This window comes from Acinetobacter terrae (assembly GCF_002135195.1).
Classification (GTDB): Bacteria; Pseudomonadota; Gammaproteobacteria; order Pseudomonadales; family Moraxellaceae; genus Acinetobacter; species Acinetobacter terrae.
On sequence record NZ_NEGF01000017.1, the window covers coordinates 1 to 26055 of the forward strand.

The following is a 26055-nucleotide window of genomic DNA, read 5'->3' on the forward strand; positions in this document are numbered from 1 at the left end:
AGGGATTTATACTTTGTATCCCAATAGCCTGTTGCCTTTAAAAGCCAAAAGATGCTGTAAATTGGATCCTGAACTAAAGATCTATAATCAGGAAATCAATAAAAGAAGAATAGGGATTGAGCATGTATTTGGTAGCCTGAAAACCTTCAAAATCCTTGCGGAGCGTTATCGAAATAGAGGCAAAAGACTCGGTTTGAGATTCAATTTAATCGCTGGAATCTATAACTTGGAGCTGAGTAAAAAATGATTTATGAAAGAGGTCTATTAAAAAAGAAATTATTTTAAAAAATAAAAAACTACACAATCAAACAAATTCTATATATTCAATATGTTATTTATAAATTAAAATTGTTCATTAACTTTAAAAAACATGAATAAGGAAAAGAAATGTCTCCAAAATTCCAACAGTTTCAAATTTTGAATTAAATTGTTATCTCGGCACTTGGTATGAAATAGCTTGCTTGCCCATGAAGCATCAGCCAGAAGATAGCATTGATATCTCTGCTGTTGATAGCTTACATGAAAATGGCACAATTCGAGCTGCTTAAATGAAAACCAAGCAAATGGTAAATTTGAAATGAGTTTCCTACCTGAAACTTTACGCTGAATTCCTTTTACCAAAAGTGATTATTGGGTTTAAAAAATTGACATGCATTACAACACTGTATTCATCAGTAAACCTGACTTAAAGTACTTGTGGCTACTCAATCGTGAGGTGAACTTAGATAAAGCGACCAAACAACAATATTTAAATTATGCAGAAATCTTAAGCTATGATTTATCTGCATTAATTCACACTGTTCATACGAGGCATAAAACTGCTTAAAGTGGTTTTATTAAACTAAGTTGATAAAATTCAGATCAAAATAAAAAAAGCACCCGAAGGTGCTTTTTTATACAAAATATTTCTGACTAATTAAACATTTGCCCAAAAGCATAAATCACCAGCATCAGCATCAGAGCAGATGAGGAAGTTAATAATAATTCTAGTGTGCTCATCATATACCACTCCCCTATATAAAGTGGATTACTTTTTATACCCCTATAATACTCACCAATAAATGACAAAAAGTGACAAAAAATACTCACAACCATACAAAATTGTAAAAATTGATTTCTTTAAATTTTCTAAGAAAATATTTTTTCTCGAATAAAAAAGATATGAATAGAATCCTAAATCCTTGAATCTGTAAGGCACGTCACATATTGCGTATACAAAAAAATATTTATAATCGTTTAATAGTCAGTTGAAAGAGAATTTTTATTGATACAAAACAGCAACTGTATATGGATAATCAGATAGCAAAAAACCGCCATCAAGGCGGTTTTTAATTTAGATCAGTGATTATTTATATGTTTAATTCACACGTGAGGTGAATCGGAACATCTCATTAACACCTGTATAGAAGCTACGACCATCTAGATTCAAATCGATTTCAACACCAGACTGAAGTAAAACTCTCTTTCCAACTTCAACCCATTTAAACCCATCGCGAGTACTTTGCATTTTTTTTGAAGGAACCAGCGATACAACAATTTCACTACCGTTTACAGATTTTGCTACTAAATTTTCAATTATATTCAACATTTACACCAATTTTTTCAACACATACAGAAACACCACCATTGGCATTTCAAAATAACAACCTTAACTTTGATAACGCAGATTAAATAATACTTATATCAATTTTAAAAAAAGAACACTTTCATGTCATTTTTATTGTTAAATCGATTATAACAGAAATACTGATTCAAAGACTAATTATTTATCAGTCAGACCAATGGCAATTGCATCAAAATATTTCAAAGAGCCTATTGATAAATCAATTGATACATTCTTAAATTTACTGATGTTGCGCAATTAAATAGTCTGCAATCAACCGCGCTGACCATGATTGCGTGTGATTTACACCCTCATAAAAACCACAATGGCTCCCCTTTTTCGTGGTCACTACCATAATATTTGACATCTGTTGAATGGCCTCTTTATAAGGGTCAAAATTCCGGATATGGCAAACCGGATCATCCTCTGCATTTAAAATCATCAATGGAATAGTGACATTTTCAAATACCAAGATCGGGTTAGTTGCCTGATTATAGTCTTCAAAACTGCTATAGCCTGCCAGTTCAAAACAGCAATATTGAAATTCGAGAAGACTTTTGGTGGCCAGCACTTCTGACAAAGATGTAGTTTTTTCCCACGTTGTCGTATAAGGATAAATAAAAGACTTAAATAGCTTTTTGGTCATGACCTTGCTGTAAAAAGGATGAACATTTTTAAAGCCATGTTCAGTGTCATAGCCTGGACAAAGTGCAAAGGCAGCTTTAAATGGGGTTTGTTCGCCCTCTTCTCCCAAATAGCGTACAAGCAACCCTGTACCTGCAGATGAACCTACGGCATATAAAGGAGAATCCGGAAATTTTGTCTGGATATGCTGAATTTGTTCACGCAAATCATCGGTTGAACCGAATATAGAAATCTTCGGTATCGGCATGGGCAAATTGGCATGACCACGGCGCAAACACAATGCTACACGCCATCCTGTATGTCGATGCAAGTCACGTACCAGTTCTGACATACTTTCAGGTGTGCCAGTCAGGGTATGCATCAATATAATGGTCGGAGTGTCTGCGGGAAGATCAAGCCCATACCAGGCAATACCCGTGACCCCACCATCCGGCATCTGCAACTGTTCAATGGCATCATATTTAAGCTGAATCGTTTTCTTTTTAATCAAGTCAAAATACATCAAATGCAAATGCGTATTTGACAACCACGGCGTCGGGCGATATTTCTGCTTCAGTTGAGGCAAAACATCGAGCATCTGCCGTGCTTCACCTTCTGGATGGAAATACAGTGTAGGGAATTCTGCACCTGTAATCTGATCAACGATTTCTTGTGCCAACAGACTGATTTTTTTGACTAAAAATTTCATATTCGCTCCACCTTAAAATGATGCAACTCAAAATACTTAGTACATGTCATTCCATTAACAGTTTATATCTTTACTATACTCCTTATGCTTTTGGCATAAAAGCAGCCATACGCTGTCCCATCTGTACTGCCAATGCTTCCAGACCACTCTTTGGTCGCAGCATCACTTCAAAATCAATAATTTGACCTTGTTCATTAAACTGAATCATGTCTATGCCTTTAAGTTTTTTTTCACCGACATGAGCAGAAAACTCCAGTACCACATTCAATCCATCTTCTGAATAAAATTCACGGTGATAAGTAAAGTTTTCGAAAATCTGAATGACACTAGTCAAAATAAAAAACACCACTTGCTTGCCCGGATAAGGGTTATAAGCCACTGGTGAACGAAACACCACATCTTCAGCAAGCAGGTCATTCAAGATAGACATATCACCTGTTTGTAGCATTTCATGCCAACGTTGCACCGCTGCTTGAGTAGTTATTAAAGCCATTTTTATTTCCTTATGATTTTATTATTTCACTTCATGGATAGAGCTGTATTTTCTTTCTACTCTAAACCAAGCCCTCTCCTAAATCCTCTCCCAAAGGGAGAGGATTTAATCACTTTAAATCACTGCTGCCAAATCAGCACCCTGACGAATTGCACGTTTCGCATCCAGTTCACCGGCTTCTTTGGCACCACCAATCAAATGTACATTCTTACCATCTGCTTTCAGTTGATCAAACATCGCGGTAAAGGGTTCCTGACCGGCGCAGATCACTACGTTATCGACTTCTAAAATAGTAGGCTGACCATTCACTACAATATGCAAGCCTTGATCATCAATTTTTTCATAGCTTGCACCTGCCACCATTTTCACATTACGGTGTTTTAAACCGGTACGGTGGATCCAGCCGGTGGTTTTACCCAAGCCTGCGCCCACTGATTTTGCTTTACGTTGCAACAGGTAAATTTCACGCTTTGACTGTTCTAGTACTGGTACTTTCAAACCACCGACATTTTCATAAGTGGTATCAATGCCCCATTCATTATAGAATTTTTTAGGATTCAGGCTTGCACTATCCCCTTCATGGGTTAAATATTCAGCCGTATCGAAACCGATACCACCCGCGCCAATAATCGCGACCCGTTGACCCACTGGCTTGCGTTCTTTTAATACTTCGAGATAGGTCAAAACTTTAGGATGATCAATCCCTTCAATCTCTAAATGACGTGGAGTCACCCCTGTTGCTACTACGATGTCATCAAAGTCTGCTTCGCTCAGTTCTGCATAAGTCGCCTGATGGTTTAGACGTAACTGAATATTAGGAAGTAATTCAATTCTGCGTTTGAAGTAACGTAAGGTCTCATAAAATTCTTCTTTACCCGGAATAGTTTTGGCAATATTAAACTGACCACCAATTTGATTGGCTGCTTCAAAGATAGTGACCTGATGTCCACGTTCTGCAGCATAGGTGGCAAAGCTTAAACCTGCCGGACCTGCACCAATCACCGCAATATTTTTAACAACAGCTGTTTCTTTAAAGATTAGTTCTGTTTCATAACAAGCTCGCGGATTGACTAAACAAGTTGCAATTTTCATTGAGAAAATATGATCTAGACAAGCCTGGTTACAGCCAATACAGGTATTAATTTCATCACTACGACCTTGTTCCGCTTTTTGCACAAAGAATGCATCGGCAAGCATTGGACGCGCCATGGAAATCATGTCGGCATGACCAGAAGCCAATACGTGTTCGGCCATTTCCGGGGTATTAATACGGTTTGAGGTAATGAGGGGAACCTTGACCAAACCTTTAAGTTTTTCTGTAACCCAGGTAAAGGCAGCGCGCGGCACTTTGGTGGCAATGGTCGGAATACGTGCTTCATGCCAGCCGATACCGGTATTAATAATGGTTGCACCGGCTTTTTCAATTTCTTTCGCAAGTTGCACCACTTCTTCAAAGGTTGAACCGCCTTCAACTAGATCCAGCATCGATAATCGGTAAATAATAATAAAGTTTTCACCGACCTCTTCACGGGTACGTTTTACGATTTCAAGCGGGAAACGAATACGGTTTTCATAACTACCGCCCCATTCATCATCACGATGGTTGGTACGAGCAGCAATAAACTCATTAATCAAATAACCTTCCGAACCCATGATTTCTACACCATCGTAGCCTGCATATTGTGCCCACTTGGCGCAATGAGCAAAGTCATCAATGGTTTGTTGTACTTCAGCGCTGGTTAATGCATGCGGTTTGGTTGGATTAATCGGTGCCTGTATGGCAGACGGCGCGACCAGATCAGCCTGATAAGAATAACGGCCGGTATGTAAAATCTGCATGGCAATTTTGCCACCTGCATCATGCACCGCTTTAGTAATCACTTGATGCTTTTCAGCTTCTTCACGACTGTCTAATTTAGCACCACCGGCAAAGGTCAAGCCTGCATCATTCGGTGAAATTCCCCCAGTCACAATCAGCCCTACACCGCCTTGAGCACGTTCAGCATAAAATGCGGCCATACGATCGTAGCCACCGGGTGCTTCTTCCAGACCCACGTGCATAGATCCCATCAAGACACGGTTTTTGAGTGTGGTAAAGCCTAAATCTAAAGGTGCTAACAAATGAGGGTAATTAGACATATGATCTCCTTGGCATGCTATCTGATCTAGCGAATACGGTGCTTAATGCAACTTGTTGCACAATTTATATTCCAGATTTGATTTTTATGCAACATGTTGCATAATGATCTGGTAAATTTTTACTGACTGAGTCGTTTATGTCTTTAGCCCATGTTTTATTGACCAGCTTAATTGAAAAACCAAGTACGGGGATTGATTTAGCACGTCGCTTTGACCGCTCCATGGGCTTCTTCTGGAATGCAACACATCAGCAGATTTACCGTGAACTCAGCGGCATGCAACAAAAAAACTGGATCTCAACCATTGAAGATCATAACGCGACCAGTCGTAAAAAAACCTATCAAGTTGAACAATTGGGACGTACTGAATTAGCGGACTGGATGGTCAAACAAAGCCCTCCAGCGCAATTACGTGAAGAGTTGATGGTTCGGCTACGTGCAGAAGCTCAACTGGGCGGCAACACCGTACTACCTGAACTGGAACGGCATTTGATTTTACACAAAGAAAATCTGAAAACTTACCAAACAATTTTTGCAAAAGATTTTGCCAATGAACAAGATCAAGACCGAACCCAATTTATTCATAAAATGATTCTACAACTTGGGATTGATTTGGAAATGGGTTGGATCACGTGGCTGGAAAGCATGATTCCACAATTAAAAGCATTCGATCAACAATAATAAATCAAGGAAATAACCATGTCACATTACCGCATGCCTGATGGTGAACAGCTTTTTGTTCGCGAATTTGGACAAGGCCATCCTGTTTTAGTCCTGTCAGGTTTGGGTATGCAAAGTTGGCAATGGCTTCCTTTCTTATATGCCCAAGCCAAGAACAATAAATTCATTATTCCAGATTGGCGCGGTTTTGGCGGCTCACAGCGTTGCTGCATTCCTGAACTGGATGCCATTTCCAGTCACTGGCGGGATATTAACAGCTTGATTGAACAACTTCAGTTAGATCAATTCTATGTTATTGCTTATTCCATGGGTGCAACAACGGCCATGCATGGCATGCATTACAGTAATTTAAATGCAAAATTAACCCGTTATCTGCATATTGATCAAACACCCAAAATTTCAGTGGATGAGACTTGGCAGTACGGTTTATTTAGCCAGCAACAACCTCAATTTAAACAACTCTTGGCAGATATCTCGCAACTGCTTGCAGCAAAACCTCATGCACTTCAGTTGTCTGATCTAGATTCAGCATCCCGACAACATTTATTAGAACTTTGGCTGGAGTTTCTTCTACTTCAAGCGAGTAATAAGGTTACTCCTTTACTGTTCAAAACAGCATTAAAACAGCCTAAATTACAGTCCCTTGTTTTACCGATGCAGCGTCTGGATTATTTGGCTTGGTATGTGAATAATTATTTACATCATAACGAAGACTATCGTGATGCCATTGCACAGCTTGCTTGCCCAAGCACTTTCTTCATTGGCGAAGAATCCAAGCTATATCCTGCAGCAGGACAAAAAATAATTGCCAATAGCGTAAAAAACTCAAAACAGATTATCTTTGAAAAGTCTGGGCATACGCCGTTAATTAGTGAACCGATCAAATTCGGTCGGGAAATTGCTCAATTCTTAAAACAGAGCAATTAAATAATAAATAAAGTCATTCAATATCGATCACTATTAAAAAATCCGACGATCATATTTGATAGCTTCCAGGTCATAGACTTGATAAACACTATCTAATAATGAACGGATATAGTCACTGTTATCAGCATTTCTAATAATCAAAAAGACCGGGCTGACGGCGTCATCATCCAATATAGGAATATAATTCAGATGTTTAAACTGCATGGTTTTGGCGCTCTCTGGAACAATACACAGACCTTCGCCTGCAGCCACCAAACCTAAAGCCAGTTGAATATCCTCGACCACAGTTAAATTCTTAGGCTCTAAACCATACTCGGAAAATAGACCTTTCATCTGGGTCGAAAAACTCGGCTTGGGTTGATTGGGATACAACAACACATGTTCCTCAACAATTTCCTCGAGTTTGACCCCTTGTTTTTTTGCAGCAAGAGGATGACTGGAATGCACAGCGACCATCAACGGTTCTTCACGCAATAAAATTCGCTTGATTGCAGGATCAGAAATTCGGACCCGACCAAAACTGGCATCAATACGACCCTCTTTCAGTGCGTCTATTTGTTCCATCGCATTCATTTGAATTAATTTAATTTTCAAATAAGGCTGTTGCTGTCGAAATAAATATACCACACGAGGTAATAATCCATACAACAATGAACCACCAAAGCCGATGGTCATGGTTTTTTTTATAATGCCCTCACGCATGGTGATCGACTTCATCTGATCCGCACTGGATAACAGCTTCACCGCTTGCTGATAAAAAAAATGTCCTACAGCGGTGGGCTTTAATGGACGACTTCCACGCTCAAACAGCAAAGCACCCAGCTCAGTTTCAAGATTTTGAATTTGACGACTTAAAGGAGGCTGGGCAATAAACAGTTTTTCAGCAGCCTTGGTAAAGCTCTGCTCCTCAACCACTGCAACAAAATAGCGTAAATGTCTTAATTCCATGACATTTTTCCTTTATTCAAATCCATATATTTATAAAAAGTCATAATAAGAATGGAAAAATCTAACCTTGTTTAACTCAAAGCAGCCACAGATTAAATTAAAGAAAAGCCCTCTATATAGATATTCCACTTTAGCCTTGCTATCTCAATGAGATAGCCAATTAAAATCTGAAAAATTAAACAAATTTAAAATTGACAAACTGAAACGATAAACCTTTAATCTGCAATATTGTTGCATAAATGGAATTCTTAAATGCTATCTGATCTTGATGATTTTTATTGCTTTGCATTGGTGGTCGAACATGGCGGCTTTAGCGCAGCAGAACGGGCAACTGATATCCCCAAATCAAAATTAAGTCGTCGCGTTTATAATCTTGAAGAGCATTTGGGGGTTCGGTTAATTCAACGCAGTTCGCGCCATTTTGCAGTCACTGACATTGGCATGAATATTTATCGCCATGCACAGGTCATGATGAATGCTGCCCAAGCTGCACATGACTTGGTTGATCATCTGAGTATCCAGCCACGTGGCGTGATCAAGGTCAGTCTACCTGTCTCCATCGCGCAAAATGAAATTGCAAAAATTCTGCCTAAATTCCTCAAAACCTATCCTGAAATCAAAATCCAGCTCATTGTGAGTAATCGACGTGTGGATATCATCAATGAAGGGATTGATATCGCATTACGTGTTCGTTCAAATTTAGATGACGATCCGAGTCTGGTAATACGCAAATTTGAAAACATCGAACAGCACTTATTTGCCAGTCAGGCTTATTTAAATGAATTTGGCGAGTTGAAACAACCGGAGGATTTAAGCCAGCATCAAATCCTGAGTATGGGAGATGAACATTTAGATCAGCATATTGTGGTACACGATGAACACAATCAGCAGAAAAAAATCAAGGTGAACCCCATTGTGATGGGTTCTGATTTGATGATGCTGGCGCAACTGGCAAGACAAAATTGCGGAATTGCCTTATTACCTGACACCATTGTCCAAGACTACGTTCAAAGCGGTGAACTGGTTCGTGTGCTCCCCAACTGGAAAGCACCGCATGGTATTTTCCATGCCGTTTATCCATCACGCCGTGGACTGCTCCCTGCTGTGCGTGTCTTTATCGATTATTTAGTAGAACAGCTCGGCAAACATTAATTTTTGTGATCATTATTAATGTATGAAAAGAAGATGGCTAAATATTTAAAGCAACCTGCCTACACATTTCAGCCATCGCTCAATAAAATAAAAAAAGATTCTTATAAAAAGTATGAAACATCACTTGATGTAATGAAAAATTTTAGACAAAAAAAAGCTTACCCGAGGTGGGTAAGCCTATAAACTTTGAAAAAGAAACTACAGCTAGAATCTATATGTATATAATACGAAATAAATACAGCTAAATCTAATATTTAAAAAATCTAACAAAAAAATTTCAAAAACAATTTATTAAATCAAAACAAAAACTTAAATTTATGACTAATCGTTTTTAAAACTTTATTAGTATACAAAATAGACTAACTTTCACTAAATTATAAAACAGTCTATTTCATTTAAATCTTATTCGTTAAATTTCAGGATACGAACCTGTGCCTTCTGGCCAAGGTGATAAAAGCTCAAAACCGTTGTCCGTCACAGCAACCATATGTTCCCATTGTGCAGTCAAAGAGCGATCTGCTGTGACCACTGTCCAGCCATCTTTAAGTTCTTTAACACGCGGTTTACCTGCATTGACCATCGGTTCAATGGTAAAGACCATACCTTTTTTGAGTTGAAGCCCCTGACCCGGTTGACCATAATGCAAAACATTCGGTTGTTCATGATAAACCTGACCAATCCCGTGACCGCAATATTCACGCACAATGCTATAACCTTCACGATGTGCAACCGACTGAATGGCAAAACCGATATCACCCAGCGTTGCACCCGGTTTCACTGCATGAATACCCGCAACCATCGCCTCATATGTGGTTTCAACTAATTTTTTAGCTTCAGGCTTAACCGTACCCACGTAATACATACGGCTGGTATCGCCAAAATAGCCATCTTTAATAATCGCAACGTCAATGTTAATAATGTCACCATCTTGCAAAATGGTGTTTGGCGATGGAATACCGTGACAAACCACTTCATTGGGTGAAATACAGGTAGTTTTGGTATAACCATAATAGCCCACATTGGCTGGAATCACTTTTAAAGTGTTTACAATGAAATCGTTACAAATGTCATCCAGATATTCTGTGCTCACGCCCGGCTTGACATACTTCCCTATCATTTCTAAAACCTGAGCAGCCAAACGCCCGGAAATACGCAGTTTCTCGAGATCTTGCTCAGTTTTAATGGTAATAGTGGAAGCTTTCATTGCATCATCCTCATAAATAAGGCTTATGATTATAGACCTTTTCCTATTTTTTTGTTTAATTACAGTACATAAAGGAATAAGAGTTATGTTTTTTTAGGGTTTTAATGACTGATTTACATACACTTAAACTGTCATTACAAAAAAATTAAACGGTTGGTAAATATTTAAAAAAGAAGACTATTTTTCCTTATTTCCTATTTTTCATTCAATAATCAATAATATAAATCAACCGGAATTTAGCCAGTTGTTCATATATTTGTATATGCATATAAATAAAAATCATAACCTGCAGAAAATAGAGTACCAAAATGCTTTTCTATCCTCTAAAATTGCCTCTTTTGGTCAATCCATCTCCCCTCTATGACAAGTCTCCGTACAAGAGATATTATTGCCTTAGGTTTTATGACCTTTGCACTTTTCATTGGTGCAGGCAATATTATCTTTCCTCCGATTGTCGCTCAACAAGCGGGTGAACATGTATGGTTAGCTGCTTTAGGTTTTCTAATCACTGCAGTTGGTCTGCCTGTTATCACCATTATGGCGTTATCGCGTGTAGAAGGATCCATCCAAAATTTAAGTTCACCTTTAGGTAAAATCGCCAGTCTGGTTTTAACTATCGTGTGTTACTTAGCGGTTGGTCCTTTATTTGCAACTCCACGTACAGCAACGGTTTCTTATGAAATCGGTTTTTCTTCTTATTTTGGTACATCAAGTAGCAGCCTGCTCATTTACAGTGCAATTTATTTTGCCGTGGTGACAGCGGTGTCTTTGTACCCAAATAAACTGCTCGACACTGTAGGTCACTTCCTTGCACCTTTAAAGATCATTTCTTTAGCTGTGTTAGGTATCGCTGCGTTTGCAATTCCTGCTGGATTCATTCCACCTGCAATTGATAACTATGTGACTGCTCCTGTTTCTGAAGGTTTCGTTAATGGTTACTTAACCATGGACACTTTAGGCGCATTGGTCTTTGGTATTGTCATTATTCACGCGATTCATTCACGTGGTGTAACGGACAAAAAACTGGTGACTAAATATGCAGTGATCGCAAGTTTGATTTCTGGTGTGGGTTTAACGCTAGTTTATTTAAGCCTGTTTAAATTAGGTTTAGGCAGTCATGAAGTTGCTCCAAATGCAGCAAATGGTGCAGTGATCCTGCATGCATATGTGCAACATGCGTTTGGTGATGTTGGCTCGCTATTCCTCACTGGAATGATTTTCCTTGCCTGTATGGTTACAGCCATTGGTTTAACTTGTGCATGTGCAGAATACTTCTCTGAACTGACTAAAGTTCCTTATAAAATCTTGGTTTTTATTTTGGTTGGCTTCTCGTTCATCATTTCAAACTTAGGTTTAACCAAACTTATTGCAGTGTCTGTACCTGTGTTAAGCGCAATTTATCCACCAGCCATTGTGGTCATTCTACTGAGCTTCTTCTGGAAGTTTTTCAATAGACCTGCTTACGTTGTTGCGCCAGTAACCGCGATTTCATTTTTATTTGGCATATTGGATGGACTTAAAGTTGCAGGTTTTAACTTGCCTGAAATCGTTCAACATTTACCTTTAAATGCACAAAATTTAGCATGGCTTATTCCATCTACCATTGTGCTGATTATTGCTATTGTGATCGACAAAGTTAAAAAATAACTGAAAACTGAGGTCATTAAAATCAAGTTTTACCCAAACATGATTTTAAGCGTGATCAATAAAACATCCTGTTTTACCCAAATAGAGTTTTATTGTTTACATCTCTTATTGACACAGTTTTCTGTATATACCTTATTCTAAAAAAGATTAGCGATTCATCTTCATTTCCCGCACTATCTTTCTCTTCAATATGCCGTATTGCATGCTACTGGCATCAATATTGCTTTCTTATATATCTATCTACTATTGTTGAATAAAGCTTATTTATTGAAAAGTGATACCATAAAATTTGGTCGCTTTATGCATAAAAAAATACCTAATGTGTACATTTTGAATAAAATCCGTATATGAATTTATGCACTAACATGGTTTTATTACAAAATAATGACAATAGCTATTGAAATGCAGCTAAATAACAAGTACAACAATAGACACTAATCTGACTAAAACAATTAGGTTTAGGTCAAAAAATGACAGGAGGGGTGGAGATGTTATCATTACATTTCAATAAAGAAATCTTCATTAACGCTCTAAAAGCAAATAAGAACATGGTCACCTATATGAGTACGACTGTTGCTCTGCTCGTGACATTAATCATTCATGGTTTAATTCAAGGTAATTTGAAACCTGAATACTTTTTGTATGCTTTTATTGTTTCGATTGCCTTTTACATTTGGGCTGTGGTCGATCAAAAGTATCGTCACCAGAAACAAATTAATTCTACAGAATAAAAGATGGGTGACTCTCACCCATCTTAAAAAAAGAAAAACCAAGAAAAATTATAAATATTATCCAGTTAACCTTCTTAATTAAAATCCATTCAAGCCCATTATTGCTCCAAGCAACAACCCTGCTGTCGCTCCCAGTTCGCCAATCACCAATAAAATCATTGCACTGCTAAGCATCCATTTTGGCAATTGCCAGCGCCCCATTTGGTGTGGCTGCTTAAATTGATTGCTAGTATCTTTTAGCCAGCCATGCAATACATAACTTAAAATTGAAAAACTAAAAAAGAAAAGATTGATCAACACAAAAATTAAGTTAAGTCCCTCAGCCCAGACTGAAAAAAATGCCAAAACCGCAATAATTAAACTGGCGGGTGCATAAAGCAAACTGCTTCTATGGGCAATATCGACATAATAATGTGCCCGAGCCTGTTCAGAATGACGGATCTGATAATATTTCCATACCCCCGTCAGCATGCCGACCCAAAGAAAAACACCGCTAAATATAATTGCCAGTGAAACAGACTGATTTAAACTTTCAATATCCATTGATTTATATCCTTATTTTTAGAGTGCCATTCTGACTTTAAAGTCATGATTTGTGCAAGTTTCTTTTTGGAACTTGGGTACAGTAGTAACAAGTTAAATTTAACGCATGTTCTAAATATGAGTATTTTTGAAACATTGGAAATCAGCTGTAAAGATGGATATTCTCTCAGTGGACGTTTTTACCCAAAACAAAATTCAAGTAAAAATAATCACCCCATTTTAATTTGCCCTGCCACTGGAATTACTCAACATTTCTACCAAGCTTTTGCAGAATGGTTGGCTACACAAGGCTATGATGTTTTAAGTTTTGACTTCCGTGGTATTGGTCGCTCCCTACACGGCCCTGTAAGTAAGTCTGAGGCCAGTATTGTCAATTGGGGACAGCTTGATATTCCTGCGGCAATAGATACCTTGTTATGCAAGACCCAAACAGAGCAAGTCATTTTACTGGGTCATAGTGCGGGTGGTCAGCTTTTAGGAATTGTGCCAAATTATCAAAAGGTTGCCAAAGTTATTGCCGTTTCCGGCTCTACCGGACACGTGAAAGGTCTAAAAGGCAAAACTAAACTGCTTGCCCCTGTCATGTTCAATGTCATTTTTCCATTAGCGCGTATTACCAAAGGTTATGGTCCAACTCAAGCCATTGGTATGGGTGAAAATCTACCTAAAGATGTGGCTAAACAATGGGCGCAATTTTGCAGCAAACCGGGTTATGTCATGAATGCGATGGGCAAAACCGTGTTTGAAGATTACCACGCTGAAATTGATTGTCCGATTACGGTGCTTTGGTCATCAGACGATGAAATTGCAACGTCTGCAAACGTAAAAGATTTACTGCGCTTATACCCCAATGCAGACACTCAAATGATTGAGTTAAAGCCTAAAAGTTACGACCATAAAGCCATTGGTCATATGTTGATGTTTAAAAAGTCGCATCAAAACTTGTGGCCGGTAATTGAACAACAACTGGTAGTTTAAATAAGATTTAGATGGTTATTTGAAGGCTGCTGTGTTCTAATACGCTTAGTTTGAGATGAGCCTCTTACAGTATATGGGCTTGACCTATATACGACTAGCCCCTAACCATGGGGCTTTTTATTGTCTAAATGTTTTAAAATGGATATAAAAATGGGTTGACGATAATATCAACCCTTTTCTAGATACAATAATCTTAAATGAATGATTAACTAAAAAATGCGATGGTCATTTAAATCCCAAGCGCGCTAATAATAGTTTTTAAAGATATATTTACTCAATAAACAATTAGTTGGATTCGATGTCATACACCCAATTTCGGGCTTGTTGATCTGTGGTTGTTTCACAAACATAGTAATAATCATCCCACAAATCTGGATGAAAAATTTCAAGTTTTCGATAAGTCACTTTTTTTGACTTCTCAACACATTCAAAGCTTTCGCCTTGATCTTTCACGGCTGATCCATTTAAAAATCCGCCAATACATAAAAACCGCAACTGTTTAGCCATTTTGTTACATCAACTTTTAAATCATTTTTCAATGTGGGGATTAAACGATTTATTGCTTAAACTGTAAAGCCTAACAAATAATAAAATCCAACTTTGAAAAGCTATAGTAATTATTATTAAAGCTTTTCAATTATTTGTTCTTCATATTCAAAGTATTTATTACCTTCTGCATTATAATTAAAAGAAATATCCTTAATAATTTTCTCTAAATCTAGCTCTTTTTCTTTATCATAAAAATCTTTAGGAAGATTTTTTACAAGCTTATATTTCCAAATATATTGTTCCCACTCTTTACCAAAAACACTTAAGCTATTTACAATAAGTAATGCTTGTTCGTACGTATTCAGTTGAATTCTTAGTTTCCTTACATAATCTTTATATATTTCATCATTCTCTTCTCCCTCTTGATAGCTATCAATCATTTTTATTGTATGAAACAAATGACGATAATAATGTCCTAAACGTGTCTGATGACCTCCAAATAATTTGTAAGGAAAATCTTTTTTCTTACGAATTTTTTCACGAATTATATTGTTTGAGAGAAAATCTACGACATTAGAAACATACAACTTATCTCCAAATCTAGAATCTAAATAATATTTCAGCGTTCTATTTGAACGCTTACCTGCTCCAATAAAAAAACAATAAAAAGAAATTTCAACTAAATATTTATTTTCTAGTTTTTCTTTAAAAAAAACTTGCTGTCTTTTCAAAGAAAATATTGAACGCCCAATATTATTGAATTCTTCTGTATGCTTATTATTAATTAACTCCAAAATTAGCATTAACTCTCTAAACATCCAGAGAATTGCTTTTACACCTTTTATTTCCTTACCTGTAATTGTATTGATCTCTATATTTTTAACATTTTCACGATGAACTTGTAAAAGATGAAAAAAATGATCTTCAAATCGTTGTTGCTTAACTCTCAAGCCCTCTTTCTTATATGTTTTATTAGAAAAGTACACTGCAAGTACAGTTAAGAACAAAATAAAAAAACTTGTTAAACCCGAAAAATAACTCCCTAAATATCCAAGATTCTCAATATAATATTCTTTTTTTTCAAACCCTGAGTATTCTATAAACATATAAATACCTATTAAGATACCTATACATCCTAAAAAACTAAAAAAGCATAGTATATATGTCAACCAATAATTTGGTTTGTCACTCATTAGTCTTTCAAATAATATTTTCGGCATAAATCTAAAAAATAAGGGCTGATTAATCAGCCCTTATTTTTAACTCAATTTAATTTATTTTTCAATAAATTAGCTTAATTGAGCAGCAGCAATTTTCTTAGTATCAACATTCGCAGCAGCGTCAGTATAGTCGCTCATTTTGTCGAAGCTTAAGTATTGATAGATGTCAGCTGACATGCTGTCAATTTGAGCTGCATATTGTTGGTATTCTTCTGGAGTTGGTAATTTACCAAGTACAGCAGCAACAGATGCAAGTTCAGCAGAAGCTAAGTAAACGTTAGCACCTTGACCTAGACGGTTCGGGAAGTTACGAGTAGAAGTCGATACACAAGTAGTGTTCGGCGCTACACGTGCTTGGTTACCCATACATAATGAACAACCTGGCATTTCAGTACGCGCGCCAGCTTTACCATAAATGTTATAGAAACCTTCTTCCATCAATTGACGTTCGTCCATACGCGTAGGTGGAGCAATCCACAAACGAGTTGAAAGTACGCCACCAGGAACTTTCTCAAGTAACTTACCAGTTGCGCGGAAGTGACCGATGTTCGTCATACATGAACCAACGAATACTTCGTCAATTTTCACGCCTTGAACGTCAGAAAGTAATTTCGCGTCATCTGGATCGTTCGGGCAGCAAAGAACAGGTTCTTTGATGTCAGCCAGATCGATTTCGTACACTTTAGTGTATTCAGCGTCAGCATCAGCTTTAAGAAGGCTTGGGTTAGCCAACCATTTTTCCATGTTCTCAACACGACGAGCCATTGTACGCGCATCGCCATAACCTTCAGAAATCATCCATTTCAACATCGTAATGTTTGATTTAAGGTATTCAGCAACTTTCTCTTCAGAAAGCGTGATAGAACAACCAGCAGCTGAACGTTCAGCAGAAGCATCAGAAAGTTCGAATGCTTGCTCAACAGTCAGGTCAGTTTCCATTTCTGTTAAGTCGATCTCAAGGATACGACCAGAGAAGATGTTTTTCTTACCTTTCTTCTCTACAGTTAAGTCACCCGCTTGAATCGCGTAGTAAGGAATAGCATGTACTAGGTCACGTAGAGTGATACCAGGCTGCATTTTACCTTTGAACTTAACAAGAACAGATTCAGGCATGTCTAATGGCATAACACCAGTAGCAGCAGCAAACGCTACAAGACCAGAACCCGCTGGGAATGAAATACCAATTGGGAAACGAGTATGCGAGTCACCACCAGTACCAACGGTATCCGGAAGAAGCATACGGTTTAACCAAGAGTGAATAATACCGTCACCTGGGCGTAAAGACACACCACCACGGTTCATGATGAAATCAGGAAGCGAGTGTTGCATTTGAACGTCAATTGGTTTTGGATACGCAGCTGTATGACAGAAAGATTGCATAACAAGGTCAGCAGAGAAACCTAGGCAAGCCAAGTCTTTCAATTCGTCACGAGTCATAGGACCTGTAGTATCTTGCGAACCTACAGTTGTCATGCGTGGTTCACAGTAAGTACCTGGAAGTACGCCTTGACCTTCAGGAAGACCACAAGCGCGACCTACCATTTTCTGTGCTTGAGTGAAACCTTTGCCAGTTGCAGCAGGTTGAACAGGAACACGGAACAAAGTAGATACAGGCAGACCTAAAGCTTCACGTGCTTTAGTGGTTAAGCCACGACCAACGATTAAGTTGATACGGCCACCGGCACGAACTTCGTCAAGAAGTACTGGAGTTTTAAGGTCAGATTCAGCGATTACAGCACCGTCTTTAGACGCAGTAACTTTTGCAGCAGCATGATCAATTTTAAGAACGATTTCATCGCCCATGTTCATGTTAGCAACATCGATCTCGATCGGTAACGCACCAGCATCTTCCATAGTGTTGAAGAAAATTGGCGCGATTTTAGAACCTAGGCAGTAACCACCATCTTTTTTGTTCGGGATGTGCGGGATGTCATCACCAAAGAACCAAAGTACAGAGTTAGTTGCAGATTTACGAGATGAACCCGTACCAACAACGTCACCTACGTAAGCAACTTGGTTGCCTTTCGCGATAAGCGCTTTAATTTGGTTTAATGGACCAACTTCACCTGGTTTTTCAGGGTTGATACCATCACGTTCGTTTTTCAACATCGCATTCGCGTGTAATGGGATGTCTGGACGGCTCCAAGCGTCTTGAGCTGGAGACAAGTCATCTGTATTTGTTTCGCCAGTTACTTTGAAAACTGTCAATTTAATTTCAGATGGAACATCTGGACGTGTAGTGAACCATTCAGCATCAGCCCAAGACTGCATAACTGCTTGAGCGTTTGCATTACCCGCTTTCGCTTTATCTGCAACGTCATGGAACGCATCAAATACAAGAAGAGTTTTTTTCAACGCTTCAGCAGCAAGTGCAGAAAGTTCAGCATCGTCAAGCAATGCAACTAAAGGCGCAACGTTATAACCACCAAGCATAGTACCTAGCAAGTAAACCGCACGTTCTTTAGAAATGAGTGGAGAAGTTGCTTCACCTTTTGCCAAAGCAGCCAAGAAAGCAGCTTTAACATAAGCAGCTTGGTCAACACCTGCAGGAACACGGTTTTCTAGCAAATCAACTAAAAATGCCTCTTCACCAGCTGGGGGATTTTTTAATAGTTCAACCAAGTCAGCTGTTTGAGCATCGTCAAGTGGCTTCGGTGGGACTCCGAGTGCGGCACGTTCTTCAACGTGTTGGCGGTAAGCTTCTAGCACGGTGTTATTCCTCTTTTTTAAAAAATTACCTGTGAATTCCAGCTTCTATAAAGCTTCACAAATAATATGGACTGCAAAATTTTACTAAAATTCCAGTTAAAAGTTAATGCAAGTAGAGTGTTTCTTTATGATGTCCGTTATTTAGTATCTAAATGATGCCCATATTGATCACTCAATAATCAAATCCACCCCAATGTACACCCTTAATGATAATAATAATTAACTTTTGACTGAAACTCATACATAAAAAAGGCAACCTAATGTTGCCCTTTTTTTAAAAAGAAAAACATTCAACCTTAGTGGACTGTCGTTGCGTTCATATATTCACGTAAATCATCGCGACAACCTTCAAATTTAACCTGAATTTCATCCTCATGAAGCATAGCATGCTCTGCGCTGGCAAATGAAATATGAACCTGATAAAGCTTCGTTTCTTGATCAATCATATGCCGAAGATAGACTTTATCGCCCAAACTGAGTACGTAGTGACTTCCGCCCATCACCACAACACCCTGTTCATCCTCTAAGAGCAGGTCTGCATTATGTAGATAACCCACAACGTCCATATAGCGCTCCTTGGTTTTTTTGTAGTTATTTTCATTATTCACTATTTATATAAGCTTTTCTATATTTATGATTTACTCAAATGTCACAATTTATGCTGACTATGCTTAGGCTATTTTTAGAAGTTTAAATAATGATAAATATAAAAAAACCGTTCTTTAGAACGGTTTGTAGTCTGGCATTTTATCGTGCGGAGTCGCGATACATTTATCTGTGATTTTTTGCTTGAATTGATCACGGCTTGCTTGTGGGTCTGCAGTAATTTCAGCTAATGGAAACGCATAAACTTGTTCAATAATATCCAAGATGAATGTTTTTGTGGTTTCATCTTCAATTTTACTGGCATGTTCTAATGCAGCTGCTTTATCAATTGCATTTTGACGGTCATACATAATTGTATTTGCAGCATTTCCCACACTTGTACAATAGCCTTTCCACTGCTCTTCAGCAGTTAATGGTTTTTTTTCAGCACAACCCACCAAAGCAACCAACACCATTAAAGTGAATAACTTATTCATGAACCTTCTCCTATTGCCTCTATCATAATCAAAGTTAAGGAAAATACGAAATAATGCATCCTTTATATAAGAAAAAATCCGAGTTTGGACTTAAATGAAAGGCATAAAAAAAGCCTAATCTGTGTAGATTAGGCTATAAACTCTTTTATTCTTTCGTTGGTAGCGGGAGCTGGATTTGAACCAACGACCTTCGGGTTATGAGCCCGACGAGCTACCAGACTGCTCCATCCCGCATCAACGAGTTAGCTTTATACGCCCTAAAGCATAACAAAGCAAACTTTATTCAATTTTAATTGAAAAATAACGCATTTAGGCATTCATTGCCCTGTTTAAGTTCTAAATTCACAATCATAAGACCCATGAAAATATAATAATAAGGACTGCTTAAAGTCAGTATGTAGATAGAGGTAGGTATTTTTTTAATGCGTAAGATAACCAATCTAGAATAATTTAAGCCATATTCTAGAATAAAGTATTTTAAAACTATGAAATAGAATCCAACCATGACTTTAGCTCGATAAAAAGATCACCAGAATCAAAAGATAAATTATTGATTTACTAAAAATAATTATTTACTTACAAATACACGGCATAAAAAGCATCAATAGGTAAATATTAACTTGCACATTCTTAAATATACCTGTATTCTTTATCTCAACTAGAAAAATAGTTTTGTTCTGGTAAATCTTTTTGTATTTCGCAGTTTTAGTCATAATCCTTCGTTTTTCAGATTTAAAGTTCCATTCATATTTTCAAGTTAACACCCGGTTTTTTATTAAACCAAAAATATTAAAGTTTATAGGATTGTATTATGTCTAATACTGTTAAAGGTACTGTTAAGTGGTTCAACGAAACTAAAGGTTTCGGTTTTATTCAACAAGAAAACGGTCCTGACGTTTTTGCTCATTTCAGCGAAATCGCTAACTCTGGTTTCAAAACTTTGGCTGAAGGCCAACAAGTTGAATTCAGCATCACTCAAGGTCAAAAAGGCCCGAATGCTGTAAACATCGTAGCACTATAATTCTAAAATTATTCTTACATCAGTAAGATAGTTTAAGATTAAAAAGCGAGAGTTCACTCTCGCTTTTGCACATCTGGGCTTTATAAAAATACTTTTTCTATCAATAAATAAAACCCGATTATCCCTCTACCCTTTTAGATTTTTCACTTTTCTAGCTCACGCTTTTATACTTCAATCTTGCAAAAACATTCTATTCGTAAATAGTATGTTTAATCATTCAAATAATTCATATTCTTAATCCCACCCCAAATCATTTAAGATCACGATCGATCCCTTCAATTTTATTGAACGGGGATTATTATGAGTTGTATCTACTGCCTAGTTTTGTTTATATGTTTTTTACTCATCGGCTTGATTGATTTCGTGGCAGGAATTTATTTAGCTGACACTTTTGTTTTAGGTGCCGGAATTCTACGGATTCTTACTTCTACTCTTATTTTCTTGAAAGGTAAAAAACTAGATAATGACCCATTCTTATAATTCGTCATACTTAGATAAAATGGGAAGTTGATCATCCATAGCAATGAGCAACTTACCAGGTATCTTAAAAGCAAATAAAAACAACGTCTTCTATCATATAAAAACCGCCCGAAGGCGGTATTAAACAACATAGGGGAATTCTTATAATTATCAGTTTTAAAACCGCCAGTTATAGAACAAATCAACAGCTCGCTCTAAGGATTGGCTCGCTTCCAAATACAAACGTTTATTCATTTGATAACGTAAAGTCAATTTATTCACGGGTGTAAACACACCTACACCGTAACGAATAAACAGATCAGGCGTAATATAACCCGTCACACTGACTTGGGTATCATCACCGGTTCCTTGAGCATCTAACGCCAAGCCACTTAAGCCAAAGGTACGTCCAATCTGATTGGTCAAGGCACGTGTACCACCCAAGCCCATACTGATACCGGCAGCGGCAATGGTATTATTTACATCGGACTTAAAGCCTTCTGTTTGACTAATACCACTGGTACCTTCATTAATACGACCAGTGAGTATTGCATTTAACGCTTCCTGTTCAGACAAACCAGCATCGTTATAGACCTGAATATTTGGACTGGTTGCAGTTCCGGTAACCCGCACACCAACCGTACTACCTTGCACGCTCTTATTGGCATCAATGTCTAAAGTTGGGTTATATAAAGGACCATTAAAACGAGCAATCGCACGGTTCAAATCCAGACTTTGTCCATACGCTTCAATTTTCACACGTTGGCTGACACCAATTGCACCATTGGCACGCATTGCTGTTTCAAGTCCACGTTGTGATAAATATAAACGTCCAATCATTGGAATACGGCTATCAAAACCTTGGAAAATCACTTGATTGCCTAGATTTACCATGACATCTGCACGAATATCCCATGGTCGGGCCGCTCGCAATATGGCGAGCTGATCTTGCCCTTCATGCACAATACGTACATCCGTTGACACATTAATCACGGGTGCCGAAGCTTCAGGCATAGAAATTAAGGCCCGCGGTACTTCAACCTTACCACTTAAGGTTAGTTTTTTCTTGAATGGCAAAACATCCAAGCTTAAATCTGGTGTAACCACAGCGGTAATCAATGGCGCTTGGCGAATCAGTAAATTTTCACCTTTTAAATGCAACTGAATACGTGGATCATTTTTCCAGTCTACATTACCCGTTAATGCACCTACGCCTTGACCACTATTAAATGCTCCGTTAATACTGGCATGATCTTGTCGAATAGATGAATAAACCTGGATATTACTTAGGTTCACAGGTAATGAAATCATGCTGATGGCACCATCTTTCAGGCGCATTTCACCATTAAATAAAGGCTCAGTCAGTGTTCCTGTTATTTTCCCTGCAAAAGACAAGGTTCCTGCGAGTGATCGAACATCTTGAATAAAAGGCTTAAAGACTTTGAGTTGCACCTGGTCAAAGGCAACTTCACCGCGCATGGGTTTGCTGTCTTTATAAGGATCAATAATGACATTGGCATAACCAGTACCAATGTCAGGGGTTTTTACATCTAAACGAACTTGTAAACCTTCGGCTACACTTTTCGCAATTAAGCCAATTTCGTTATACTTTAATGTAGAACCGACATCTTGCGGATCTTCAGCTGCCAAGCCAATAACACCACTGCGCGATACCAGTCTTGCATCAATTTTCGGTTTGGCACCTTGCGCCCATGCAGCTTTTGCATAACCATTCACTTTACCGGTAATTGCTAAACCTTCAGGCATAAATGCAGCGAAGTCATTTAAATCGACATTTTGGGTAATAAAGGACACATTACCTTTGGTCTTGCTGACACGAATCGGTTGATCAAAACACAATTGGCTTTGCTGACTCGACCAGCAATGCGCACCAACAAATAATTCAGATTTTGCAGAACTGTAAATGACCGAGGCATTTTGACGTTGCACTAATCGGGCACGTAAAGAGTCAAAATCACCTTTCTGGATTTGCCCCAGCCAATCATTCTGTGCATTAAAGCCACCCGCCAATTGCACATAAAATTTGGAAATTCTGTTTTCTGCCTGAACTTTCAATATGTGGGCTTTACGGGTACCTGCCAGTGAAATTTCACCTTGCTGAATCTCACGCGCACCACTACGCAAACTTTCCATTTTCGCAGTCATCAGCGTTGGCGTCAGTTCCGAAGTCGGCAACTCACCTTGTACCCGTAATTTTTTAACACTGAATAAATTATTAAAACCAAAGTTATCGACCGCCAGATTTGCAGTGGCTTGCAAGCGTGGTTGTGATTGCACATTTAAATAGCCATAAGCACGCCCCTTGAGTCCACCATAAATTTCATACAAGGCAGGTGCATTAATTTTTAATCTTAAATTTTGCGCATTACCTGTGGCTTGAATCTGGTTTTTTGCATAGGACAGATACAAGTTATTCGCTTCAAACTGTTTGGGCAAAAAGCCTTTCTGATTTGAATCAATGACCATCGCCAGATTTCCTGTTCCGCGAACAGGTTTATTATTAATGATTCCGGCCAAATTTAATTTTTCGATATTAATGCGTTTTAAGGTGTCTGACCACACCCCTTCAGTTTTCACATTACCAGAGAGTTCACCACGTACAGATGAGACAAAATAATGTGGTTTAAATCGAACCAAGGATGCATTTACATTCCAGCCAATACCATTTTTAAGATTGACCAAACCACTGGCAAAAATTTTCCCTGCAATCCCTGAATGCTGTAATTCAGCAATTTTGATCAATTCAGGTGTACCTGAAACTTTAAACTTGAGTAAGCCTTCACTTGCCTGAATATTGCTTGCATTCAGGGCACCATCATAATTCACAGCAAAACTTTTAAACGCTCCACCTGATTTTTGATTGTTGAATAAAATGGCTGCGGTACTCCGTCCAGTTAAGCGAACGGTTTCATTGTTATTTTGCTGTGCCAGACGACCGGTCAAGTTAATGGCATCTAAATGAATAATCTGCTGATTTGGTTTTGCAAAACCATTGGCTTTAACTTGACCATTCAATAAGTTAACCGGTGCAGCCTCTACGACCGTTTGCGGATTAAAATCTTTGGCATTAACAATGGTATTCCATTTTAATTGACGTTTTTCAGTCGGCAACTCGACTTTTGCAGTTCCGTTTAAGCTGCCTTTGCCTGCCACGTAGCTAAAACTTGGTACATTTAAATTATTATTTTTAAGATTAAGCTGTGCTTTATATAGGCCTTCGGGCAATATGCCCTTATCATGTTTAGACACTGCAGTTGCGACATGAATATCCTGTTTACCTTCTACCAATGCCAGCTGAACATCACCTGATTTACTGCTTAACCAGCCTACATAGGGTACGGCGCGGTCAATATTTTTCCAGGCAATATCCAGCAGCATCGGATTTGGTTTTTTACCTTTCTGATCATCTTGATCGAGTTTGAGGTTCCAGGTTTCATAACGGTCAAAATCAACCAATCCTGTCAAATGCAGGCCTTTTTCGAGCCTACCTTTAGAAGCAATTTTGCCATCCAGGCTTGGCGGCAGAAAATCTTTTACCACTTGTGGAATCAGTTTGTCTTTAGGACTAATTTTGTCCAGGCGACCATTCATATCCCAAGTGACATGGTCTTTCCAGCTCACCACGCCTGCGACATTCACGGCGCCACTCATGAGCTGACCATTTAAATTGGTAATATCCAGCTGATGGACCAAATCGGTATGCATGCTACCGTTATATTGTCCTTGTGGAATATTTTTACCACTTAAATCCGTTGCAACATCGATATTTAAGCGTTCTATATCACCATTAAATTTCGCCACACCATTTTTAGTAAACAGTTTTTGCTCAGTTATTAATGGCCAGTGATATTTCTTAAACTGCAATTCACCAAACATCGGAACATGTTTGCGCACCGGATGTAGCACCACCCAACCGGTTAACAGATCAGGCGTATTGGTTGCCACACCTGCTTGAATGGTATCTAAAGAACCTTTAGCCACCACTTTAATATCATGAATGTTCAGGCTTTTATTCAATGACGGTATATTCAGATCACCGACTGCATTTAAAGGATATTTCCCTTCAAACTTCATATCTCCAGTCGCATTTTTTACCGACAGATATCCCATATCCATGCGGGAATCTTCAAACTTGAGTTCTGTTCCTGACCAAAGTGCATTATTTAAGTGAATATCATTAAATTTGACGCTGGCAGATGAAGTTTTAATCAGCAGATGATCTACATCAGCCGTATCTAAGCGCAAAACAAAGGGTAAACGGATTTCATTGAATTTAAAAGGTTCATCACTCGGTGGATTTTTGGTGATAATTTGCAGATTACGTACATCGGCACGATTCAAATGAATTTCTTTTTTTAAGATGGCGCGCCAACCTAAAGTCACATCGGCACGATCAATTTTAACGTCTACCGGTTTTAAGCTGACCAGGATGTTTTTTAGAATAATGCCGTGTAAAAGATTACCGCTTTCATATTCATAATGAATAATTTTTTGGCTTTGTAAAACACGATCCAGTAAGAATTTACTACCTTTGTCTGTGGTAAACATGACAGCGAAGGAAGCAATAAGCAGAACCAACACAATGAGCAGTGTGAATAGCACACTCCTCAAAATACGACGTTTTTTTGGTCGAGGGGTTTCCGTCTCTGGTTGCTGTTCTACTTCAGCCATAATGC

21 protein-coding genes, 1 tRNA gene and 1 pseudogene are annotated in these 26055 nt (G+C 38.2%); 9 read left to right on the plus strand and 14 right to left on the minus strand.

The annotated features are described in order from the left end of the window. Together B9T23_RS16685 and B9T23_RS17270 are read left to right on the plus strand one after the other, a co-directional pair. The coding region (locus B9T23_RS16685; RefSeq protein ID WP_143222537.1) for a transposase family protein at positions 1-247 on the plus strand (247 nt) is incomplete at its 5' end. 151 nt (positions 248-398) lie between these two features. Then, positions 399-826, plus strand: a pseudogene (locus B9T23_RS17270) (lipocalin family protein). 531 nt (positions 827-1357) lie between these two features. Here B9T23_RS17270 and B9T23_RS15295 read toward each other — a convergent pair. From B9T23_RS15295 to B9T23_RS15310, 4 genes are all read right to left on the minus strand, one after another. Further along, complete coding sequence (locus tag B9T23_RS15295; protein ID WP_067726267.1) at positions 1358-1588, minus strand: hypothetical protein; 231 nt, start codon at positions 1586-1588, stop codon at positions 1358-1360. 256 nt (positions 1589-1844) lie between these two features. Further along, complete coding sequence (locus B9T23_RS15300) at positions 1845-2936, minus strand: YheT family hydrolase (RefSeq protein WP_086194681.1); 1092 nt, start codon at positions 2934-2936, stop codon at positions 1845-1847. Between the two features lie 82 nt (positions 2937-3018). Then, entirely contained in the window at positions 3019-3429 is a 411-nt protein-coding gene (locus B9T23_RS15305; RefSeq protein ID WP_086194682.1) for a nuclear transport factor 2 family protein, read from the minus strand. 114 nt (positions 3430-3543) lie between these two features. Further along, complete coding sequence (locus tag B9T23_RS15310) at positions 3544-5568, minus strand: NADPH-dependent 2,4-dienoyl-CoA reductase (RefSeq protein ID WP_086194683.1); 2025 nt, start codon at positions 5566-5568, stop codon at positions 3544-3546. A gap of 137 nt (positions 5569-5705) precedes the next feature. Here B9T23_RS15310 and B9T23_RS15315 point away from each other — a divergent pair, with 137 nt between their 5' ends. Then, positions 5706-6248, plus strand: a complete 543-nt coding sequence (locus B9T23_RS15315; RefSeq protein WP_086194684.1) for a PadR family transcriptional regulator — start codon at positions 5706-5708, stop codon at positions 6246-6248. A gap of 18 nt (positions 6249-6266) precedes the next feature. Then, positions 6267-7175 (plus strand): alpha/beta fold hydrolase, encoded by a 909-nt coding sequence (locus tag B9T23_RS15320; protein ID WP_086194685.1) that lies wholly within the window; start codon positions 6267-6269, stop codon positions 7173-7175. Positions 7176-7208: 33 nt separating this feature from the next. On the opposite strand, the gene B9T23_RS15325 is transcribed toward B9T23_RS15320, so the two are convergent. After that, a complete protein-coding gene (locus B9T23_RS15325; protein ID WP_086194686.1) occupies positions 7209-8123 on the minus strand; it encodes a LysR family transcriptional regulator in 915 nt (304 codons plus the stop codon). 252 nt (positions 8124-8375) lie between these two features. On the opposite strand from B9T23_RS15325, the gene B9T23_RS15330 reads away from it, so the two are divergent. Next, positions 8376-9275 carry a LysR family transcriptional regulator gene (locus B9T23_RS15330; RefSeq protein WP_067726256.1) on the plus strand — a complete coding sequence of 300 codons (900 nt, stop codon included), beginning with the start codon at positions 8376-8378 and terminating at the stop codon, positions 9273-9275. A gap of 409 nt (positions 9276-9684) precedes the next feature. On the opposite strand, the gene map is transcribed toward B9T23_RS15330, so the two are convergent. Continuing rightward, positions 9685-10479, minus strand: a complete 795-nt coding sequence (map, locus tag B9T23_RS15335; RefSeq protein ID WP_086194687.1) for a type I methionyl aminopeptidase — start codon at positions 10477-10479, stop codon at positions 9685-9687. A 360-nt stretch (positions 10480-10839) separates the two neighbouring features. Here map and brnQ point away from each other — a divergent pair, with 360 nt between their 5' ends. After that, complete coding sequence (gene brnQ, locus B9T23_RS15340) at positions 10840-12126, plus strand: branched-chain amino acid transport system II carrier protein (RefSeq protein ID WP_086194688.1); 1287 nt, start codon at positions 10840-10842, stop codon at positions 12124-12126. A 488-nt stretch (positions 12127-12614) separates the two neighbouring features. Continuing rightward, entirely contained in the window at positions 12615-12857 is a 243-nt protein-coding gene (locus B9T23_RS15345; protein WP_086194689.1) for a hypothetical protein, read from the plus strand. 78 nt (positions 12858-12935) lie between these two features. Here the strand turns inward: B9T23_RS15345 and B9T23_RS15350 are convergent, their stop codons facing one another. Beyond that, positions 12936-13400 (minus strand): hypothetical protein, encoded by a 465-nt coding sequence (locus tag B9T23_RS15350; protein ID WP_086194690.1) that lies wholly within the window; start codon positions 13398-13400, stop codon positions 12936-12938. Positions 13401-13517: 117 nt separating this feature from the next. Between B9T23_RS15350 and B9T23_RS15355 the strand changes: the two genes are divergently transcribed. After that, positions 13518-14378: an alpha/beta hydrolase family protein gene (locus B9T23_RS15355; protein ID WP_086194691.1), complete on the plus strand. Its 861-nt coding sequence runs from the start codon at positions 13518-13520 to the stop codon at positions 14376-14378. 285 nt (positions 14379-14663) lie between these two features. On the opposite strand, the gene B9T23_RS15360 is transcribed toward B9T23_RS15355, so the two are convergent. The 6 genes from B9T23_RS15360 to B9T23_RS15385 form a co-directional block, all read right to left on the minus strand. Beyond that, positions 14664-14885, minus strand: coding sequence for a hypothetical protein (locus B9T23_RS15360; protein WP_086194692.1), 222 nt, complete (start codon positions 14883-14885; stop codon positions 14664-14666). A 116-nt stretch (positions 14886-15001) separates the two neighbouring features. Beyond that, positions 15002-16060: a putative phage abortive infection protein gene (locus tag B9T23_RS15365; RefSeq protein WP_171263122.1), complete on the minus strand. Its 1059-nt coding sequence runs from the start codon at positions 16058-16060 to the stop codon at positions 15002-15004. Positions 16061-16156: 96 nt separating this feature from the next. Beyond that, a complete protein-coding gene (locus tag B9T23_RS15370) occupies positions 16157-18796 on the minus strand; it encodes a bifunctional aconitate hydratase 2/2-methylisocitrate dehydratase (RefSeq protein ID WP_086194694.1) in 2640 nt (879 codons plus the stop codon). Between the two features lie 296 nt (positions 18797-19092). Beyond that, positions 19093-19362 carry a hypothetical protein gene (locus tag B9T23_RS15375; protein ID WP_067726239.1) on the minus strand — a complete coding sequence of 90 codons (270 nt, stop codon included), beginning with the start codon at positions 19360-19362 and terminating at the stop codon, positions 19093-19095. A gap of 156 nt (positions 19363-19518) precedes the next feature. After that, positions 19519-19878 (minus strand): hypothetical protein, encoded by a 360-nt coding sequence (locus B9T23_RS15380; RefSeq protein WP_086194695.1) that lies wholly within the window; start codon positions 19876-19878, stop codon positions 19519-19521. A gap of 157 nt (positions 19879-20035) precedes the next feature. Continuing rightward, a tRNA-Met gene (locus B9T23_RS15385) sits at positions 20036-20112 on the minus strand. 577 nt (positions 20113-20689) lie between these two features. Between B9T23_RS15385 and B9T23_RS15390 the strand changes: the two genes are divergently transcribed. Beyond that, positions 20690-20899 (plus strand): cold-shock protein, encoded by a 210-nt coding sequence (locus tag B9T23_RS15390; RefSeq protein WP_053577989.1) that lies wholly within the window; start codon positions 20690-20692, stop codon positions 20897-20899. Between the two features lie 636 nt (positions 20900-21535). Here the strand turns inward: B9T23_RS15390 and B9T23_RS15395 are convergent. Then, the gene (locus tag B9T23_RS15395; protein WP_086194696.1) at positions 21536-26050 is read right to left on the minus strand and encodes a translocation/assembly module TamB domain-containing protein; all 4515 of its coding nucleotides are present in this window, start codon (positions 26048-26050) and stop codon (positions 21536-21538) included. Between the last annotated feature and the right edge of the window lie 5 nt (positions 26051-26055).

What these genes read in the sequence shown, in the direction of transcription:
- B9T23_RS15365 (WP_171263122.1), bottom strand. Translation starts at nt 16,060, where the DNA reads ATGAGTGACAAACCAAATTATTGGTTGACATATATACTATGCTTTTTT.
- B9T23_RS15300 (WP_086194681.1), bottom strand. Translation starts at nt 2,936, where the DNA reads ATGAAATTTTTAGTCAAAAAAATCAGTCTGTTGGCACAAGAAATCGTT.
- B9T23_RS15310 (WP_086194683.1), bottom strand. Translation starts at nt 5,568, where the DNA reads ATGTCTAATTACCCTCATTTGTTAGCACCTTTAGATTTAGGCTTTACC.
- B9T23_RS15330 (WP_067726256.1), top strand. Translation starts at nt 8,376, where the DNA reads ATGCTATCTGATCTTGATGATTTTTATTGCTTTGCATTGGTGGTCGAA.
- B9T23_RS15345 (WP_086194689.1), top strand. Translation starts at nt 12,615, where the DNA reads ATGTTATCATTACATTTCAATAAAGAAATCTTCATTAACGCTCTAAAA.
- B9T23_RS15315 (WP_086194684.1), top strand. Translation starts at nt 5,706, where the DNA reads ATGTCTTTAGCCCATGTTTTATTGACCAGCTTAATTGAAAAACCAAGT.
- B9T23_RS15360 (WP_086194692.1), bottom strand. Translation starts at nt 14,885, where the DNA reads ATGGCTAAACAGTTGCGGTTTTTATGTATTGGCGGATTTTTAAATGGA.
- B9T23_RS15350 (WP_086194690.1), bottom strand. Translation starts at nt 13,400, where the DNA reads ATGGATATTGAAAGTTTAAATCAGTCTGTTTCACTGGCAATTATATTT.
- B9T23_RS15295 (WP_067726267.1), bottom strand. Translation starts at nt 1,588, where the DNA reads ATGTTGAATATAATTGAAAATTTAGTAGCAAAATCTGTAAACGGTAGT.
- B9T23_RS15390 (WP_053577989.1), top strand. Translation starts at nt 20,690, where the DNA reads ATGTCTAATACTGTTAAAGGTACTGTTAAGTGGTTCAACGAAACTAAA.
- B9T23_RS15305 (WP_086194682.1), bottom strand. Translation starts at nt 3,429, where the DNA reads ATGGCTTTAATAACTACTCAAGCAGCGGTGCAACGTTGGCATGAAATG.
- B9T23_RS15395 (WP_086194696.1), bottom strand. Translation starts at nt 26,050, where the DNA reads ATGGCTGAAGTAGAACAGCAACCAGAGACGGAAACCCCTCGACCAAAA.
- B9T23_RS15325 (WP_086194686.1), bottom strand. Translation starts at nt 8,123, where the DNA reads ATGGAATTAAGACATTTACGCTATTTTGTTGCAGTGGTTGAGGAGCAG.
- B9T23_RS15320 (WP_086194685.1), top strand. Translation starts at nt 6,267, where the DNA reads ATGTCACATTACCGCATGCCTGATGGTGAACAGCTTTTTGTTCGCGAA.
- B9T23_RS15375 (WP_067726239.1), bottom strand. Translation starts at nt 19,362, where the DNA reads ATGGACGTTGTGGGTTATCTACATAATGCAGACCTGCTCTTAGAGGAT.
- brnQ (WP_086194688.1), top strand. Translation starts at nt 10,840, where the DNA reads ATGACAAGTCTCCGTACAAGAGATATTATTGCCTTAGGTTTTATGACC.
- map (WP_086194687.1), bottom strand. Translation starts at nt 10,479, where the DNA reads ATGAAAGCTTCCACTATTACCATTAAAACTGAGCAAGATCTCGAGAAA.
- B9T23_RS15355 (WP_086194691.1), top strand. Translation starts at nt 13,518, where the DNA reads ATGAGTATTTTTGAAACATTGGAAATCAGCTGTAAAGATGGATATTCT.
- B9T23_RS15380 (WP_086194695.1), bottom strand. Translation starts at nt 19,878, where the DNA reads ATGAATAAGTTATTCACTTTAATGGTGTTGGTTGCTTTGGTGGGTTGT.